The organism is Acinetobacter sp. 228, assembly GCF_048147885.1.
In genome coordinates, this window is the sequence record NZ_JAYWYV010000004.1 from 40739 (window position 1) to 59300 (window position 18562).

Consider the following 18562-nt stretch of genomic DNA (forward strand, 5'->3'; position numbering starts at 1 on the left):
TCGCGCCTCTTGCCCTTTAATACAGCAATTTTCTTAGGGCTCGGCATTTCTCCTGTTGAATATTTATACAAACAATAAATAACCCATTTTAAATGCATCGACCGAAATCTTATAAATTTACCTAGAAAAATCTATTTTCCAAAGAATTATCAATTATATATTTCTACCAAGTTTTAAATGTATAGTGATGTAATTTGCAAACTCAATAAAATCAAGGCTTCCCGCCTTAAAATAAGCTCCCAAAAACTCGACATATACACTAAAATTGCTTTCTTTTGTTCTATTGATCTCCCTTTATGACAAGTCTGCGTACCCGGGATATTGTCGCCTTAGGTTTTATGACCTTTGCATTATTTATTGGTGCGGGCAACATTATCTTTCCACCGATTGTGGCTCAACAGGCCGGTGAACACGTATGGCTCGCTGCTTTAGGTTTCCTTATTACAGCAGTGGGCTTACCCGTGATCACCATTATTGCCCTGTCTCGCGTTGAAGGTTCCATTCAGGCCCTAAGTTCACCTCTTGGTAAAGCAGCCAGTATTTTGCTGACTGTCGTGTGTTACTTGGCTGTTGGCCCTTTATTTGCAACCCCACGTACTGCAACCGTTTCTTATGAAATCGGTTTTTCATCTTACTTTGGCAATGAATCTGGCAGCCTGCTCATATATAGCATTATCTATTTTGCCATAGTGACAGTGGTGTCTTTATATCCAAACAAGATTCTGGATACCGTCGGCTATTTCCTTTCGCCAATTAAAATTATCGCTCTGGTGATTTTGGGTGTAGCAGCCGTGATGATTCCTGCCAGCAATCCGCCTGCTGCGATTGATAATTACATTACCAGTCCGGTGACTGAAGGCATCGTGAATGGTTATTTAACCATGGATACTTTAGGCGCTTTAGTTTTCGGTATTGTCATTGTCAAAGCCATTACTTCACGTGGTGTAACGGATAAAAAACTGATTACCAAATATGCGGTCAATGCCGGCATTATCTCTGGTATTGGTTTAACTCTGGTGTATTTAAGCCTGTTTAAACTTGGGCTTGGTAGCCATGATATTGCGCCAAATGCAGCCAATGGTGCCATTATCCTACATGCCTATGTACAACATGCCTTTGGCGATATGGGCGCTTACTTCCTGTCGGGCATGATTTTTATTGCCTGTATGGTGACTGCAATTGGCCTGACCTGTGCCTGTGCCGAGTATTTCTCCAGTTTAACCAAAATTCCGTACAAGATTTTTGTCTTTATTCTGGTCGGCTTCTCACTGGTTATCTCAAATCTGGGTTTAACCAAACTGATCGCCGTTTCAGTGCCCGTATTGAGTGCGATTTATCCGCCTGCGATTAGTGTCATTATGCTGAGTTTCTGTGCAAGTTTCTTCAAGAAACCCTCGCATGTAATTGCTCCTGTAACCCTGGTTGCCTTTATTTTTGGTATTTTTGACGGAATAAAAGTTGCCGGTTTTGAATTGCCCGTATTGTTACAAAATCTACCACTTTCAGAGCAGAATCTGGCTTGGTTTATTCCATCCATGATTGTATTGCTGATTACAGCTGTGATTGACCGTATTAGAAACTAAAATTTCTAGGACGTCTGATAAATCGTATTTTTACCCAAAATCCGGTTTGAGCATGATCAATAATTGTCAGGTTTTACCCAAACGGACATTTATTGTTTCTACACAATGACATCAAATCACGGCTATAATTTTCCTATTTAGACCTTCTATAAAATTCTTTTTATAAAATAAGGTTCTGCTTAAATTATTTTATTTTTTATATAAATATAAACAAAACTTTTAATTTCCTAATTTTAGATACCTATTGTTGCCAACCTATACCAAGTTCCCCAGCGAGTGATACGTAGTCTTACATAGTTCTGATTAATGCTACATATATTTGGCGTAGAATTTGCATTTTCTATCTTGTCGTAGTGAATTTCGACGCAGCTTGTATGACAAACTATCTGGAGGTGAAACCATTAAAAATAAATACTCACATAATCAATCAATTATGTAGTTATTCGACTAAAGATGGCCATTTTGACTGGAAAAGCCTGTTAGGGCAGTTGCAAAGGTCTGAATTAAACAGTACAACTGTATGTTCAATTCTGACTAATTAAATCTGCTTTAATCTTCAATAACATAAATAAATGGGAGGGATGGAGATGTTATCATTACATTTCAACAAGCAAGTCTTCATTGACGCTCTTAAAGCCAACAACACCAATCTGGTGACATTTATATGCACCACTTTTGCTCTCATGCTGACTTTAACCGTCCATTGTTTAATTCAAGGTAATTTAAAACTTGAATACTTTGGTTATGCACTGATTGTCTCAGCCGCCTTTTTCCTTTGGGCGGCCATCGACCAGAAATACAGATAATCAAATTTTAAATTAGCCCAGATGGATGATTGGCCAGTCATCCATCTGGTGAAAAAAGAGTCTTAATATTTCAATTATTCTCACATTTTCAGAATACTTATTAAAAATAATCATTAAAACAATCCAGCAAATCCCCCATAAAGCAATATTCCTGTCCCGCCTAATTCTGCAACAATTAATCCCAGCATAGCTAAAGTCATTAAACTACCAGGTAAATGAAACTTACCTAATTGATGAGGCTGCTTAAACTGATTGGTCGTGTCTTGCAGGAAACCATGCAGCATATAAGCCGCAATAGAAAAGCTGAAAAACACGATATTGATGAGTACGCAAATTAAGTTCACGACACTTGGCAACGCTGAACAATATGCCAGCACTGCTAAAATTAATGTGGCTGGTGCATAAAGCAGGCTGCTACGATGAGCAATATCGACATAATAATGTGCGCGTGACTGAGGTGATTGACGAATCTGCCAATATTTCCAGACGCCGGTAAACATTCCCACCCACAAGAATATTCCACTAAAAATAATGGCTATTTTAACGGCCAGCTCAAGCTCCATTAGCTGCATAAGTTCATTCCCTCTCTATTATTTTACTGACTTTTAAGTCATGTTTTAGCCAAGCTACCCTGCTAAAAATCTGTAGAGTAAAAGCTTGATCAGGACTCTAAAATTATAGTGTAACGTATGTCTGAATTTGAAACATTGACTCTGCAGTGCCAGGATGGCTATAACTTAAGTGCACGTTTTTATGCAGCTATTTCTGAATCTAAAGAACTGCCTGTATTAGTGTGTCCAGCCACCGGCATTACCAAGCAGTTTTATCATCAATTCTGTGTCTGGTTGCAGGCTCAAGGCTATGCAGTCATGGTCTTTGATTTTCGGGGAATTGGTGATTCACTGGCAGGTCCGTTGAAAAATTCAAAAGCCAGTATTGTACAATGGGGGCAACTGGATATTCCGGCCGCGATTGATACTTTATTGGCGCGAACCCATGCAGAAAAAGTGACGTTACTGGGACATAGTGCTGGCGGTCAACTTTTAGGCATTGTGCCAAATTATTCTAAAGTCGCTAAAGTAGTGGCAGTGTCTGGTTCAACCGGACATTTGAAAGGACTTAAAGGTAAAACCAAACTGCTGGCACCAGTCATGTTTAATATTATTTTCCCTCTGGCCCGGATCACGAAAGGCTATGGCCCGACCCAAGCAATTGGCATGGGGGAAAACCTGCCGAAAGATGTAGCACAACAATGGGCACAATTTTGCAGCAAACCGGGTTATGTCATCAATGCGATCGGTAAACTTGTTTCACCTGACTCAAATTTTCATACTCAAATCACCTGCCCGATTACTGCGATCTGGTCCTCGGATGACGAAATTGCCACGGAAGAGAATGTAAAGGATTTACTACGACTATATCCTCATGCATCAACCCAGATGATTGAGCTCAAACCTGAAAATTATGCGCATAAAACCATTGGCCATATGCTGATGTTCAAGAAATCGCATCAGAATTTATGGCCAGTAATTGAACAACAACTAGCGGTCTAGAGCAGATTCAAGTGGTTATTTCACGATGACTGTGTTCTAATACACCCAGTTTGAGATGAGCCTCTTACAGTATATGGGCTTGACCTGTATACGACTAGCCCCTAACCATGGGGCTTTTTATTGTCTGAAAACAAATACTTATAAATAACTGGCGAAAAACTGGCGTAATCCTAAAGTTATCCACAGCTAACAACTTCTTGTTTATGCTTATTATATCACTCATCTTGAAATAAAAAGAATGGATGGAAAAATGAAAACATGGACCTACTTTTACATAGAGCACACGATAAAGAATGGGGCGATTTTTAGGAAGGAGTCTGGATGGGGTTTAAATTTGAAGAGTAATTATGTGGTCTTGAGTGGGGGGCGTGGAGTTGAACAAATCAAATAAGCGTAAAGTTCTGATTGTAAGCTATATGTTGGCTTTTCTACTTTTAGCATCTACTTTTTATTACTTGTTTTATTCGCTTATTAATAATGGTGCTACAGTTAACTTATGCAAAAATATTCATTGCTTACCAATTTTGAGCCTAGCTGAATTTTTATCAATTTCTACTGGTTTATTTGCGCTTTTCTGGGTAATTGACTCTTTAAATTCATGGAAGGATCAAGATGCGTATTATAATAGCAGGGATATTAATCTTGAGTTAAGAGAATATATTTACACTTGTGATATTGGTATCATAATGAAAATTATGAAATTGCCTAAAAACCTGTCTTTTGAGGAAATGCGAGACAACCTCAAAGCTATTCTTCCTTCTTGGGGTATAGGCAGCCCTATTTCCAACCTTTGCTATAAAATAGAGCATGAAAATATTTATTATCACACAGAATTTAAAGAGCTTTCAGAGCTTGTTCAAGAAATTATCTTTTCAATAGGAAATGTGGTTAATAGAGAAAAGGTGAGTTTTAAAAACATTGACTCTAGGATCCACATTGCTATTCGAAATGATGTAAAGCGCGCAAAACAACTGAATGATAAATTGCAAGATAAGTTATATGATTTGGTTAATTGATAAAACAATAAGCTCATGAAACAAGATGTCATGATCTCACTTAAAAAGCCTTCACACATATCCCCATATTCACATTTTTAGAGGTATAAATGGCTTACATCCTTGCTACTACAGAAGAAAAAGTGCGTTGGTATAAATATAAGTACGATCAAAACCTAAAGGAAGGTGAATTTGAATTAATAGAAATATTGGATTTAAAATTAGTACCACTCTTAGGTGACAAAGCGGCGGCGAAAGATGCAGCAAAGGCACTTGGATTAAAAACTTGGCGATATGTAAAAATATAAAAGCCCTCACTTGAGGGCCTTCACAATAGCACTATGTCGTGACTTACAGTCATTATATTTAGCAACCACATCAATAGACCAGACTAAAGCAACCTTACCCTGCCCTGATTCTAATTTCTGCAAATCAGAACATGGCTCAAGGAGGTTTGCCGGTATCACTGGTGATAAGTGAGTTGATGGCTGACACCCCGGCATCATCAAAGCAATGATTGAGATACACAGGACGATCAATGATCTTTTGCACTTCACGCGTAACAGTTTCGACCTGCACACGCTGCTCTGATTTTGTTGCTTCATAATCGGAACTCATCTGGTTAATTTGATTTTGTTTTTCAGTTAATACATTGAGATGCTTTTGCTCTATCTGCTGAATTTTCGCTGTACATTGCTGGTTAGCTTTGCGTAGCTTCCCGCTTAAGTGGTTGGTATAGACAATTTGCCCGACCCATAAAAAGAAAAAGACCGCAATTGCGATCCAGTATTTGTATTTCCATAAGATTGTAAGTATTGGCATCAAATCACCACTCGATTGCTAATCCACCCAAAAAAGAATTGCTCTTGGCTTGGATTGCGCTCAGTGATTTCAATGTAGCGCTGGCCTTGCAAAATATTTAACACCTTAAGTAGAGTCTTTTCGCCTTCTTTGCCACGTTTAGATAAATATATTTTTAAGGCGTTAAGGGTTGCTGGCCCATAAATGCCATCAACTGCCAAATCTGGCCAACCACCTTTACCCTGATTGTTCAGCAGGTTTAAAGCACGTTGTAAGGTGGGCTTGGCAAAACCAACACCGCAGTTCACGCCCGTATCAAGCAATTCTTCTGCAATCAGTGGGCTAATTGCATTCACCTGGTTAAAACGCGGTACTATCCAATATTGTTTGCGGTAAATATCTCGTGCAAGTGATTCAGGTAGGTCCTTCATGTGGCCTTTATAACCGTTTTGACGTGCTACAGCCTCGGTAATGCCGTACTTTGTTGCACCGCCTCGATCCGCAGGGATATTTACATAGCCGCCTTCGCGTTGGATCAGCTCATTTAAAAATTGCTCAATGTTCATCATTTTTATCCGTGTTAAAAAATTTAGGACGTGCACCACCCTTACCCCAGATATAAAGCTGTCGGGTAAAGAGGGCGAATAAAATACTTACCGTGGTATAAAAAAGTGTTCCGGCCGGACTGGGCGAATACTCATCTTTAACAAAAAGTGCTGCCCCAAAAAGGATCGACAACACCAATAGAAAATCGATGTGTTTTGGGAGTTGAATTTTTGGATGAAATGCCATGATTGCAAACGAAACTATAAATAATACCAATGCTGTTTTACTTATGATTAGCAGCATCTTCATTCTCCTTTTTGACTAAACCAAGAACTCTTGATCGAGCCAAACTCAGCAATGCTTCAGCTGTACTTTTACCAGCAGCACCCAGGATGAAACCAAATAGTTCTGGGTAGTTACCGCTAGCAAGAAATAAACTTGCCGGTTTAGCAAAGACCACACATAAAATGAAGCCAGCAAAGAATCCGATCCAGCGATCCCGGGTTGGCTCCTTACTTAATAGAAAGCCAAAAGTTGCACCCAGCACACCTGTAAAAAGAATGTGTGAATGGTTCTTTATGCTTTCCAATACTTGACTAAGAAAGTCCATATACATCCCCTTTAGTCATACATACCCCTAATTTTTGGCATTAAAAAAGCACCTAAAAAGGTGCTGTTATTTGGTTAAGTTTAGACTTCTATTTCAGAATGCTGGCCAGTGGGTGCGGGCCTTAAAATCACCTGATTTGAGATGAATACTCTGGCACCCAAGTTATAAGCTGTGCCAGATGTGCACAGTACCGGACCGGATCCGCCATCAATCTGGACCCGGTATTCTGGGTGCTTCACTGAAGTAATGGTACCGATGTACTCAGCATGGGTCGGATTAAGCAGCTTGCGCAGTTCAAATAAAGGATTAGTCACGACTGATACGCTCCACGGTAATGGTTTCATTGACCTTTTCATGCGAAAAACTTCCACTCACCCCATCAATCACGCCCCACCACTGGCCATTAAAGGCAATCATTTTGCCAGGTAGCATCTCGCCAATTTCCTGGCCGACCGGAATATCCGAGAAAGTGTGCAACTCCTGAATGTTGGCTTTGACCAGTTCATTTTTGCCGTAACTCGCACCCGATACCACGTTAAACAATGGCCCAGTGACCGCCTCTAACGGTACATCACCCGAAGTACCGCGCTGCTGTACTTTCAGACTTTCACCACTTCGACTATTCACTACGGTGATGGCATTGAAGTCAGCAATGTATTCATCGTTCTTCTTGATGTTTTGCTGCATCACCAAACTTTCAGATAATAGAATATCGTAGTCATCAACTGTCATCGCATCCCAATAGCCTTTTTGGTACCGGGGTAAAATAGTCAGCGTATTACCTACTTTCTGGCTATAGATAAAGCCACCGCCTGCATCAACGACCTGTTTGATTGCATCGATTGGCGCAAGTTCTGCATAACTCAGGCTCTCAACCGGTACAATCCAGCCCAGATCATCAATCAGTTCCCAATCCAAACTGGTACCGCTATTTGCTCGATCAATTTCAGCTTGAACCAGTTGCACAGAGGTACGTTCGTTATCCTGGATGAATGAACGTGAAGCTGCGTATTTATCCGAGTTCAGTGCGGTAATACTTCGCCCCGGGTAAGTGTAAAGCACACTGGCAAAGCGTCGGGTTTCCTCTGGATCTTCAAGCAAAATATGATGCTCAAACCCATTGATCATAACTTTGAGAACCACAGGCTGACCGTTGACGGGTTGCAGCTTTTCTTTTTCGGTATGAGCCACGGTAATTGAATAGGTCCAGCACCATTGAGACCGGCTGGTACTGTAGGTGCCATCCATGACTTTAATCTTCTCGCCAGTATCCAGTCGCTCGGCTGTTAATGTGTTCACGATATACCACCAGTTTCGTTTCGGCAGTGCTGGAATACAGTCATCTGCACCAAAATTTAAAATGACATTATGTGAATCAACGTCATGACAGAGGCAGACAAAATTTAAATCACCTGTGCCTTCGTATTTGGGTATTTCAGGCTTTGGCCAAGCTAGAACCGGATGTTTGCGGTAATGAATCGCTTTGGCTTTATCCCAAGGTAAATTTGACTTGGTGATAATCTCAAGACTTTTATCCCATTCAAATGAAAAGCGTTGCTCAAAGACTTGAGCTACTTCATGTGAGTAACTAAAAGTCTTGCGCCTACGGATCATTTCCTGCCAGATGGTTTCACGGTTATGACGTAGTTTGATTGTTTCTTCATGCAGGTAACGCTGATGAATAAAGCGCTTATCGCCTTCCTCCCAAATCATGTATGCACCAGAACTTAAACCGGTTGCTTGCTCATGTAGCGATCTGATAGCACGATTCAGTGACCCAGCTTGCTCATACCAGAGATCAGCCTGATTGGAAATTACCAAGCCTTGGTCATAAAAAAGAGCCTCATTCGAGACTCTTAATATTGGCTTGGCCCACGGTATTTCTGTGGTGCTCAGACATGCAATCGCTTTCTGATATCTCATGTTAAAACCATAAGACACCCCGACCAGATGGTTGATGTCGAATAATGCTTTAACTTCAAATTTAAAATCAGTATCTAAAACCGTATCAATGGTGCACACATTTTCATTAAATACTGCTTCGATTTCAAAGCTAAAATTGGTATCTAAAATCGTATCGATCTGGCCAATAACATCAGTGTTTTCACTAAATACAGCAACTACATCAAAGCTAAATCCAGTATCAAGCACTGTATCGATGACTGCAGTATTTGCACCACTGTCGGCATAGACCGCTGTGATTTCAAATGAGAATTCGGTATCGAGTGCAGTATCGATAACACCCGAAACATCATCGCCAAAATTGAGATTAGTCGAACCGTCGGCTAGATGCTCAAAATTCAGGATGATATTGTGGCTATCGCTATTATCAGGCTTAAAATTTAAGTTTAAGTTGTGAGCATCAACGGTGCCGAGCTTATTTTTAAAATCCACATGAGCACCCTTTTAAATTAAGGTCTGAGTTTTATCGATTGAATAGACAAGGTACCACCCACGACCAGATTGGTATTCGCCAGAGTAATATCAGTTCCCACTGTTAAATCTGCAGCCACATCACCAGCGCCGTTGTAGATACGCGCCCAAGTGGTTTGCCCGGATTCTATGACGGTGGCTGTATCTGTGGGGTGTAGTTCCACAAAATCCAGGGTTACTTCTTTAAAACAAGGCTCCGGGAAAGTTAAAGTAACCAGTTTTTTATCTGGGTCCGCTGCTGTTTCGGTATTGGCAGCAGGTGTACCGGTATAAAAGACAACGGTGGCACTTCGTTCACCGCTATCCATAAAACCGGCAAAAGCTTGCGCCATTGCAAGTCTGGCTTTTATAGAAGTATTGCTCATTTTGGCACCACATTATCTTGGATCACTGCATTAAATAGCCGCTGCGGGTGATGGGCGACAATAAATTTTTCCTTAGTATCGGCCACGGTGAACTTGTAACTCCCATCTGATTTAGTTAACGTTTGCCCCATTAAGGAAGCATCAGCACGGGAAAACAAACGAACCAAAACCCCGGCCGTACTAGCTGAATTTGTTTTAACTTCGCCCATGATAAAAAAGGCTGGTGGCGCCGACCTCGGTTTTAAAAAAACCATTTCATTTGATAAAAGATTTATTTTCATTTCTAATCCTTTAACTCAAAAAACAGCGTTGCTACTCCTGGCGCGTATGAACAAAGGCCGTTAATTTCAATAAAATGATTCCCGTTTTCGTGTTTCTCAACTAAAAAAGCATATTGAGCCATTGAATTTATTACAAACGGACGGCTTAAAAGTGGCACATAAACATGTGGTAAATAGCCCTCTATTGGTGCGCCTTGCTGGGCAATAAATGGAACCTTGATTAAACCCACACCTGTTGAATCAGTGAAGTTTGGTTTTGATTCACTATAAAAGGTGTTTGAAGTTCCATTATTTGGAAAAATAGGCGAAATACCTATTGAGCTGGTCACCCCATCTTTGCTGGCAAACATCTTACAATCTGCGTAATAAATGGCCTGTGTCTTGCTGGGTGAGAATACTGCAGATTCTACTTCCTGATATTCACCGGCCGTATTCCGCTTGTGATTTGCACAAATCAAATAATTAAACGGGTTTTCATTTAGGCTTTCATATTTGCCAAAATAGTTAACCGTTCCCACCTGGTTGGGGTTTCCGTTATCAGAAACACAAGCTTGAATTAAGTAAAAACCCTCATCATTCCCAACAACTGACCAAATATGGTTACCAGAGCTACCACTGGTTAAATATGCGCTCTGGCCCTGACTCCAACACCCATAAACCAGTTTAGCCCAGCCTGGTCGCGCCCCGCTTCCTGTTCCATCAACTTGCCAATTCTGGTTTGGGTTTGCTGGATTGAATGGACATTGCATTCCTGAAATCGTGTTAATTTCCGTCATTTCTAAGGCTAGACCGACGTTGCAAATTTTTGCATAGCCAGCACCCCATCCAGACCATAGATTGTCATCAAAAATATAATAAAGTGCGTTTTCCGGATTGAGTGATTTATAAGCACGCTTATTCGCCCCGTCCGTAAAAGCTATCTGATAGCCAAGTGGCGCAACCTTAGCTGTAATTGTGCCGGCGGTAGTTTTTGCCCCTGATAGCTTTTCCTTAAATGTAAGGTTATTTCCAGAAACGGTATCCACACGGAAACGGCCATTAAATGAAGAATCAGAAGCACCCTCAATCAGCAAAATCTGGCCAGCCTTGTAATTATGGGCTGTGCCAAAAGTTGCCGTAATAACGCCAGAACTGCTTGAAGCTAGTGTCTGAATGGTCTGGCTGCCGTACCCATTAACCAGAACAGCATCAAGCATTGCTATCATGGTGCCCTGCACATGGGTTAATTGCGGGGCATTAGTGTTTTTACTGTATGCAAACTGCACACTTCTAGTTGTCGCCATTTTTTTAAATTCCAAAAAAAAGACCCCTTACAGTGGCCTTAATTAAAATTATATTTCGCGGTCAATATCACCACGCAACATGATCTGAAACTGGTCTGAAACAGCCTTTGGTTCAGACTGCTTAACAGTACGAATAACCCAGACAGGGAAATTTGCAGCTATTGTATTAAATCGCAATACGTTCCCGTTCACCCACCCAGCACCCCATCCCTGCATTCTAATCGTAAAGTAAGGCATACCGGTAACTGGGTTAATTGGTGAATAATCAGCATTAATGCTGCCTGTACCAATCTGGCCAGAGTATTCACCAACACAGCGGAAATTGGTCGCATCAGTAAAAATTAAGGCCCAACGCTCCTGGATTGCCCCCTTATTTGATACTTCAATTGGATATAACGCATCATTATAATTTGAAAAAATACCAGCGCTATTAGGCTCATCAGCCCAGGTATTACTCCAAGACCCTTGCACAAACTTGCGGGTATATCTTGCCTGCATGTCACCAATGACCAAAGCAGAACCGACTATGGTATCTACTGCATCATAGTTATGGGTTAAAGGCTTGGTGAAAGTCAGCTGACCATTAATCTGAACATCACGGATCAGACCCATATCCTGATATCGGTATTTCACTGTCAGTGGTGCAACCAGATTACCCAGTACGAAGTCGCCGCCCAATGTCACGCGGCCATAATCATAATCCACTGTGTACAAATCGAAAGCTACTTTCGTTCCGTTAGTATCCTCAAGTTCTACCCATGAAACGCGCTGATCATTCAGATCGTATGTGGTACCTGCAATTGCACTTGGCAGCTCCTGAGCTTTACTTGAGCTGACAATACCAATACCACCACCCCGGAAGATCGGGACCCGGCCATCGATCGGCAAACGTGTAGCAGACAGACCTAAAATTTCCGAATCAAGCGGAATATAGGTATAAGCCACAGCGTTATAGCGCACGGATGAAGCATCGACCCAGACTGGCACATTGATATAAGTATCGGCTCCCTCTTGATATTCAAGCAGCGGATCGTACCAATCATTCGCTTCAATGTCTGCCCGATTGGCTTCAGTAATTTTGGTTTTGGTATAAAAGTAAATCGTGACAAAGCCATTATCCCAATTGACCTGCCCATGCGCCCGACTGGTCTCAATCACTCCGTTTTCATCAGCGGTTAAAGTCAGTTGACCGTGTTCAAGTGATGTTACAACGACAGTCATCGACTGTGGGCGAACCGGAATGATCGGTGTTCTAAAGCTGATCTTATTGATTGGCGGTAGATCGGTTGTGGTAATCAAGGACTCCAGTGTTAATGAGTTGGCTTGCCCTGGTGTCCATGAGCTCAGTTCAATTTCACCAGTGCCAAGGCGAATTAAACCCGATTGAATACCACTACCATTGCTCGGATTGATATCACGATAAATCAAACCATCTCGATCAATGAAGGTGCTGTCACCGAGTTTAAAGCGAACCGATCCAGATAAAATCTGTTCACTAAATCCATAGGTTAGATCAAATTTCATTGCATCTGCTTGCACAGTTTCGGTTGAGCTATTGGTACCCGATGTGTCTCGATAATGCGCCTTAATCCCAGTAGTTTCGCTATAGGCTTTATATGTTGTACTTGAAAGCACCACATTACTTGGTTGCGACTGATAAATTGTCATAATTTCACCTATTATGCTGAAACATAGCCAGCCCACGGGTTGACTTGAACTTTGTATTGCGCCACAGCGGTTCCGGTTACTGATGGGATTGTTGATGAGGACCCAGAACTGCTACTAGAGCCAATTTTAACGGTCGCGGCAGTTGCACTATTTACCACTGGCTTAACCTCCTCTTTTTCATAGAAGTAGCCTGTAACGACACTTGGGGTCATCACCACAGCACCAGTTGTGTAATTGATTGTGCCCTGTGTTGTACCAAAGCCGTCCTTCAGGTTCCCAAGACCATCATCCACAACAACCAGTGTGACTTGATCGCCTAGATTTGAAGTTAATGGAATCTCTAGCATCACAGAGTTTGGCTGCAATTCATTGCCGGTTCCTACGGTAAAATTGATCTGTTGACTTGCGTTTGGAATAACTGGCGGTACCGCCTGCTCTTTCTTGTCTCCATAATCGTAAGTGATGGTGAACACCACACCTTTTTGCGGTAACTCATTTGGAATGATTTCACCAATACCTAGAGCACTATTCACAAAACCAGTTGCATCACCAGTTAAATTTCCCATTGCATTCGATGTTGCTGACTTGGCCACACCATTTAGCATCCAGCTGATCGTCAGGCTATTTGCTGCCACTGCTTGATGATCCAGTTCAAATGGAATTTTTGCAGGCAGCACAGGTAAATCAGCTCGTTGATAGGTTGCAATCGGTGTCCCCCAGTTCAACAGGATCGGCGTATCCACATCCGGTAAGGCACCTGTGGTGAGTAACCATGACCCAGTTTCATAGTTGATCATGCCTGAACCAAAAGATGGACTGGCAGCCTTTAACTGGCCTGAACCATCATCTTTAAGCTCATAGAACTTGCCCTGCGACATATATGAAATCGAAAGTGCACCAGGTGCAGGAATTGGAATTAAAACTCCGGTCCAGTTGGTGCTTTGGTTATTTTGAGTCACCGGAATGGCATGACTTTGATAATACTGGTTTGGTGCCGCAGCTGGTTTGAATGTGATATTTAGGCTAGTGGTTCCAGCAGGCGCGGATGATGTCCATTGAATCAAACCACGCTGATAATCAATTGTGCCGACTTGAGTGCCTTGAGTATTTTTAAGCAGGCCACCCTGATCGGTGATCTGCTGGCCTTGCAATGTGAAAGCTACACTTGATGGAATAACCGCAGAGCCGATATACAGGTTTTGGCTGACACCAATCACCATATTTGGATAATTAACAGTAATGGTGCCTTCATTGCCTGCGACCAGCACCACGCTTTCACCTGCAGCGTTCACATCAATGATTGGTGTTTCTGTCTGGGCCGATGGAATCAGCTGAGCAAAGATGCTTTTGGCATTTACGGTAAATTCACCCACATTGGCATCAGAAGCCAGTGCTGTAGATGAGTAATACAGACCGGTATCAGCAACAATGGTATCGCGGATAATAGTTTTAGATTTCTCACCGTTGTACCACTGGCGTGCTGATAATCCGACAAAGTCAACCTCAAGAGCATCATTCAGGGAATAAGTAGCCACCTTGTATTCAACATTTTTACCATCAATAACCATGACGGCGATACGGGTTTCAACTTTAGTGATACGCACATACTGCTCGCGCTCTAAGGCCTTACCTTCATCACTGATTAGGACAATCGTGTCACCTACTGACGACTCAGTTTCTTGCGGAAACATGGCCACTTGCAGTGATGACATCCCCTGCCAATGAGTATCCAGTGGTGTACCTGCAATCTGACCACCTTTGGCCAAGTAGTTTTCCACCCGGTTTTGAGCAGACTGACGTTCATCCGTCCAGTTCTTGGTGCTGAATAGCAGTGCTGATACGTTTGGATCCGCAGGCAGTTCAGATACAAAGACTGTTGCTCCCATGAGTAAATCAGTGTCTTCAGTCGTAACTGCTGGAAATATCTTGCGCATGGAGACATCACCCATGGTTCGATCCATCTCGGACACATCATTGAACAGGTTGTTGCTGATCCCGTCCTGCACCACAACGCCAGAATATTTACCACCGCCATCCGAGTTATCAGTCAAGCGTTCAGACTTGTAAATTACTAAATCTTTGGTTTCAATCGCCATCGTCGTCTAACTCCGTAAAGCGTAAGGTCACATTAAAATAATCATCCAGTGATACCGCTGGAATCCCTTTTACCGGAGCAGCCTCTAAAGCCCCATCCTGGTGGTTAAATTTGACGGTGAATTGCCGGCTATCATGCGGCTGCTCAAATTGCAGTCTGAAATTTTCACCTTGCAGCCTGGACCACTCCAAAACAGTCCGTAGTTCACGCAGCTTGATCCAGCCCATTTGTGAATCTGCCGGTTGTAAGGTGATTGGCCGCCCAGACTTCTTTTTGCCCTCCTGAATGATCAGAGTGCCATCCATGGCATAGGCTTGATTCTGCTCAATGGCCTTCCAGGAAAATTCATCAGGCCATAAAAAACCGTCCTCTAATGGGACGGTTTCTGATGTTGCTAAGCGTATTAGTTTCATGTCGACTTCTTAAGTGTTCCAAGTTGTGCAAGGATTTGGGTTAATGGATCTACCTGGTCTGCACCAACCTGTGCGTCTACATACTGGCCATTTTTACCCTCAATCCGAATTGTAGTTTTTGGGCTAGAATCAACTTCCCTAACCGAAGGTGCAGACGGGATCGACGGCGCGTAGTCGCTCAAACCACTGCTACCGGTTGAAGCGACATTGATAGAACGAAGCAATTCATTGATCTTGTTGGTTCCGTGCTGAGTGGTCAGACCATTCGCTGCTGCCCGATCAAATTCAGCATTGATCAATGCTTTCATGGCTGGATTACCATCTTTACCCAGTCCTTGAGCCTTGGCATCCCGATCAGCTGCCATCGCTTTGGACCAGATATCACCAGCCAGTTTTTGAGCTTCCTTATCGCTATACCCCTTACTTTTCAGCTCGGAAAGTACTTCATCTCTGGTGTATGAGTCATAGCCATAAATGCCCTTGCTTAATGCATCGCCCTGTCGCTTCATTTCCTTATTGAAATCACCTTTAGCTTTATTGACTGCATCAGCCCAGGCTTCGGTTGAAGATTTAGCCTCTTCCCGTGCGATCTGACCTGCATGACGGTATCCATCACCGATTCTATGTGCAGAGTCTCTGACACGGTGATTCGCTTTTTCCCATTCATCCATGGATTTGATCGCAGTTTTCCCAGTCTCATCTACCTGAACCTCTAAATCCAAAGCTGAGGCTTGAGATCTAGTAAAACCATCCACGATACCGCCATTAGCTTGAATGGCTACATCGGCATATTTCCTGAATGCTTGCTGAAGTTGATCAGTTGAAGCCTGGCCACTTTTAAGCAAAACCTCATATGCCGCTTTATATTCAGCAGCTATTATTTTGGCTTCATCGCGAGACCGCAAACCAAATATCGAAAAGGCCTCATTTACAGAGTTGACGCCTGCTGTCATCTCATCAAGTTGGCGATTAATATTGAATGCCTGAGCTTCCACTTGCTGCAAAAGCCCATTCACTACAGTTTCACCAAGCTCACTCTTAAGGCTGTTGATTTGGCTTCGGATAGCACCAAGTTGCTGAATAGTTTCAGCACCATTGACTGCCTTGCTGATCGATTGGTTGAGTGCAAAAGCGGTATCAAGACCTTGGCGCTTTAGTTCATCAAGACTACCAATAATGGTTTGAATATCATTTATTAGTGATCTTGATGCTGCCGACCCTTTTCCTTGGAGTTGCTCGAAACTATATCCGGTACGCTCCACAGCCAAGATCATTGCTTGTTCAGCAATGAGTGCCATCTTCTGAGCTTCAAAAGAAGTACCAGCAAAAGCAGCCTTTGCATTTGCTGAGAACACCACAAGGTCTTCAGTTGCCATTGCAGCTTTAAGCGATACCTTGAGTTGTTCAGCGGTTATCTTTCCCTGCTGCTCAAGTGCCACCAGGGCTGTTACTGAATCATTAATACCTTTTGTGGAATCAAACACCAAAGCATCTTGAAGCTTTTCGAGTGAATCGGTTACTGACTCGCCTTTTTTAATTAACTCATCAAACGCTGTAATAAGCTTTTTTGATTCTTCTGTTAATTGGTAGGTCTTATCTCTGGCTTTCTCTGCGGCAGCTGCCTGCTCTGCCTTAATTTCGGCCGCCACTTTAGCTTGAGCTGCTTCGAGAAGTTGCTGTTTCTCTAGTTTCTCAATAGCTTCGCCATAACCCATTGCTTTTGCGGCAGCTTCACCCATCCACTCTCCGAGTGGGGTAAGCATGCCGACAACAGCCACACCCATCACACCGAGTGAGGTAATAGCAATACCCAAGGTGCCTAGACGGCCTACCAAGCCCATTAGGCTTGTACCAGCAGAGGCAGTAGCTGTTGCTGCAGATGTTGCTAACTGTCCTTTAGCCACAGCAGTTGCTCTAGTTGCGTTAGCGTTCGCTATTTGCGCCTGCGTATTGGCTACAACCGAGGTGGTTTCTTGAGTAATAGCTAATGATGCAGCTTTAACGCTATTCGCTTTATCCAAGAACATTAGACCGATGTTTAGAGCCTTATATGCTACAAATGCCTGACCAGCCAACATCAACGTAGAGACAATCGTATCCAAGTTTTCAGCAACAAACTTAATAGCTTCTGCAACTTTAGAGCTTGCACCAGTAGCAGCATCCGCCTCACCAATATAAACCGTCCATGCAGTTTTAAGATTTTCAATTGATGCACCGATTGTTGTGGGGAATTTAGCGAATTCAGCACTAATTGCTTCGCTTTGGCTTAATAAAGCCTTTGTTACAACATCAGTTGTAAGCTTCCCCTCACCAGCCATTTCGCGCAATTTACCGGTGGTTACATCAAGCCCATCAGCCAACGCTTGAGCTAATCGTGGCGACTGCTCCATGATCGAGTTGAATTCATCACCGCGAAGTACACCTGAACCTAATGCTTGGTTAAGTTGAGTAATAGCTGCTTCATTGGATGCGGCAGATCCACCGCCCACCTGAATGGCTTTGTTAATTGTTTCAGTTAAAGAAAGCGCCTGTTCTTGCGGCCACTTCATCTCTTGGCCAATCTTGGTTAGTCGAGAATATAGATCACCAGTTGCGGTTAAATTAGAGTTGGTATTAATGGCGACATTTTTAACATCATCCATGGCTTTTTGTAGATTGCCATGCTCTCCAATTGCTATTGATAGACGACCAGATAGGTTTTTATACTCATCGGCAGTCTGTGCAATTTCCATTGCCGTGGTGCCAATACCGAGAGCAGCTAAAGCCCCGGTTAGAGCATTAAAGCCGATTTTTAAGCCCTGCAACTCCCCTGACGCACCTTTTGAAGCCTGCTCTGTTTGTTGTAACTCTTGTGATGTTGCTTCTAATTCTTTATCAAGCTGCTTTACTTGTTGAGCTGTCTCTTGAGATTGGTTGCCAAGCTGATCTACCTCTCTTGTTGCACTATTGGTATCACCTACAACACTGGCTGATCCATTCTTAAGTGCTGCAAATGCATCCTTTGCTGCTTTCTCTGACTGATGCATATTGGAAACAAAAGCTTTTGTATCCGCATCCATCACCAGCTTAAATGTTAAATTCTTACCAGACATGCTGACCTCTAAATTTTAGGTACTAAAAAAGCGCCTAG

General features: G+C 42.6%; 18 protein-coding genes and 1 pseudogene. 5 read left to right on the top strand and 14 right to left on the bottom strand.

From position 1 onward, the window contains the following. Nucleotides 1-296 precede the first annotated feature (296 nt). Both brnQ and VXQ92_RS04155 read left to right on the top strand, forming a co-directional pair. Complete coding sequence (brnQ, locus tag VXQ92_RS04150) at nt 297-1583, top strand: branched-chain amino acid transport system II carrier protein (RefSeq protein ID WP_064095288.1); 1287 nt, start codon at nt 297-299, stop codon at nt 1581-1583. 587 nt (nt 1584-2170) lie between these two features. Next, nucleotides 2171-2389, top strand: a complete 219-nt coding sequence (locus tag VXQ92_RS04155; RefSeq protein ID WP_004645284.1) for a hypothetical protein — start codon at nt 2171-2173, stop codon at nt 2387-2389. Nucleotides 2390-2502: 113 nt separating this feature from the next. On the opposite strand, the gene VXQ92_RS04160 is transcribed toward VXQ92_RS04155, so the two are convergent. Continuing rightward, on the bottom strand, nt 2503-2961 hold the full coding sequence (locus tag VXQ92_RS04160; RefSeq protein ID WP_064095287.1) for a hypothetical protein: 459 nt from the start codon (nt 2959-2961) through the stop codon (nt 2503-2505). A gap of 117 nt (nt 2962-3078) precedes the next feature. Here VXQ92_RS04160 and VXQ92_RS04165 point away from each other — a divergent pair, with 117 nt between their 5' ends. The 3 genes from VXQ92_RS04165 to VXQ92_RS04175 all read left to right on the top strand — a co-directional run bounded on the left by VXQ92_RS04165 (nt 3079) and on the right by VXQ92_RS04175 (nt 5245). Continuing rightward, on the top strand, nt 3079-3942 hold the full coding sequence (locus VXQ92_RS04165) for an alpha/beta fold hydrolase (protein ID WP_416680534.1): 864 nt from the start codon (nt 3079-3081) through the stop codon (nt 3940-3942). 359 nt (nt 3943-4301) lie between these two features. Further along, entirely contained in the window at nt 4302-4958 is a 657-nt protein-coding gene (locus VXQ92_RS04170; protein WP_416680746.1) for a hypothetical protein, read from the top strand. An 89-nt stretch (nt 4959-5047) separates the two neighbouring features. Continuing rightward, on the top strand, nt 5048-5245 hold the full coding sequence (locus VXQ92_RS04175) for a hypothetical protein (protein ID WP_416680535.1): 198 nt from the start codon (nt 5048-5050) through the stop codon (nt 5243-5245). Nucleotides 5246-5381: 136 nt separating this feature from the next. On the opposite strand, the gene VXQ92_RS04180 is transcribed toward VXQ92_RS04175, so the two are convergent. From VXQ92_RS04180 to VXQ92_RS04240, 13 genes and pseudogenes are all read right to left on the bottom strand, one after another. Beyond that, nucleotides 5382-5759 carry a hypothetical protein gene (locus tag VXQ92_RS04180; protein WP_416680537.1) on the bottom strand — a complete coding sequence of 126 codons (378 nt, stop codon included), beginning with the start codon at nt 5757-5759 and terminating at the stop codon, nt 5382-5384. After that, the gene (locus VXQ92_RS04185; RefSeq protein ID WP_416680739.1) at nt 5759-6304 is read right to left on the bottom strand and encodes a glycoside hydrolase family 108 protein; all 546 of its coding nucleotides are present in this window, start codon (nt 6302-6304) and stop codon (nt 5759-5761) included. The genes VXQ92_RS04180 and VXQ92_RS04185 overlap by 1 nt, the downstream gene beginning before the upstream one ends. Next, a complete protein-coding gene (locus tag VXQ92_RS04190) occupies nt 6294-6587 on the bottom strand; it encodes a hypothetical protein (protein ID WP_180049138.1) in 294 nt (97 codons plus the stop codon). The genes VXQ92_RS04185 and VXQ92_RS04190 overlap by 11 nt, the downstream gene beginning before the upstream one ends. Next, nucleotides 6568-6894 (bottom strand): hypothetical protein, encoded by a 327-nt coding sequence (locus VXQ92_RS04195; protein ID WP_004646469.1) that lies wholly within the window; start codon nt 6892-6894, stop codon nt 6568-6570. Before VXQ92_RS04195 ends, VXQ92_RS04190 begins: the two co-directional genes overlap by 20 nt. 80 nt (nt 6895-6974) lie before the next feature. Further along, nucleotides 6975-7208 carry a hypothetical protein gene (locus tag VXQ92_RS04200; RefSeq protein ID WP_004893916.1) on the bottom strand — a complete coding sequence of 78 codons (234 nt, stop codon included), beginning with the start codon at nt 7206-7208 and terminating at the stop codon, nt 6975-6977. Continuing rightward, on the bottom strand, nt 7201-9288 hold the full coding sequence (locus tag VXQ92_RS04205; protein WP_416680538.1) for a hypothetical protein: 2088 nt from the start codon (nt 9286-9288) through the stop codon (nt 7201-7203). The genes VXQ92_RS04200 and VXQ92_RS04205 overlap by 8 nt, the downstream gene beginning before the upstream one ends. Nucleotides 9289-9305: 17 nt before the next feature. Continuing rightward, complete coding sequence (locus VXQ92_RS04210) at nt 9306-9692, bottom strand: hypothetical protein (RefSeq protein WP_416680539.1); 387 nt, start codon at nt 9690-9692, stop codon at nt 9306-9308. Then, a complete protein-coding gene (locus VXQ92_RS04215) occupies nt 9689-9973 on the bottom strand; it encodes a carboxypeptidase regulatory-like domain-containing protein (protein WP_416680540.1) in 285 nt (94 codons plus the stop codon). Before VXQ92_RS04215 ends, VXQ92_RS04210 begins: the two co-directional genes overlap by 4 nt. A 2-nt stretch (nt 9974-9975) precedes the next feature. Further along, nucleotides 9976-11271 (bottom strand): hypothetical protein, encoded by a 1296-nt coding sequence (locus VXQ92_RS04220; RefSeq protein WP_416680541.1) that lies wholly within the window; start codon nt 11269-11271, stop codon nt 9976-9978. A 33-nt stretch (nt 11272-11304) separates the two neighbouring features. Next, a complete protein-coding gene (locus tag VXQ92_RS04225; RefSeq protein ID WP_416680543.1) occupies nt 11305-12924 on the bottom strand; it encodes a hypothetical protein in 1620 nt (539 codons plus the stop codon). A 694-nt stretch (nt 12925-13618) separates the two neighbouring features. Continuing rightward, nucleotides 13619-15020 (bottom strand): annotated as a pseudogene (locus tag VXQ92_RS04230) (hypothetical protein); the annotation flags it as partial. Beyond that, a complete protein-coding gene (locus VXQ92_RS04235) occupies nt 15010-15432 on the bottom strand; it encodes a hypothetical protein (protein ID WP_416680545.1) in 423 nt (140 codons plus the stop codon). The gene VXQ92_RS04235 and the pseudogene VXQ92_RS04230, both read right to left, overlap by 11 nt. Beyond that, the gene (locus VXQ92_RS04240) at nt 15429-18458 is read right to left on the bottom strand and encodes a tape measure protein (protein ID WP_416680547.1); all 3030 of its coding nucleotides are present in this window, start codon (nt 18456-18458) and stop codon (nt 15429-15431) included. Before VXQ92_RS04240 ends, VXQ92_RS04235 begins: the two co-directional genes overlap by 4 nt. Between the last annotated feature and the right edge of the window lie 104 nt (nt 18459-18562).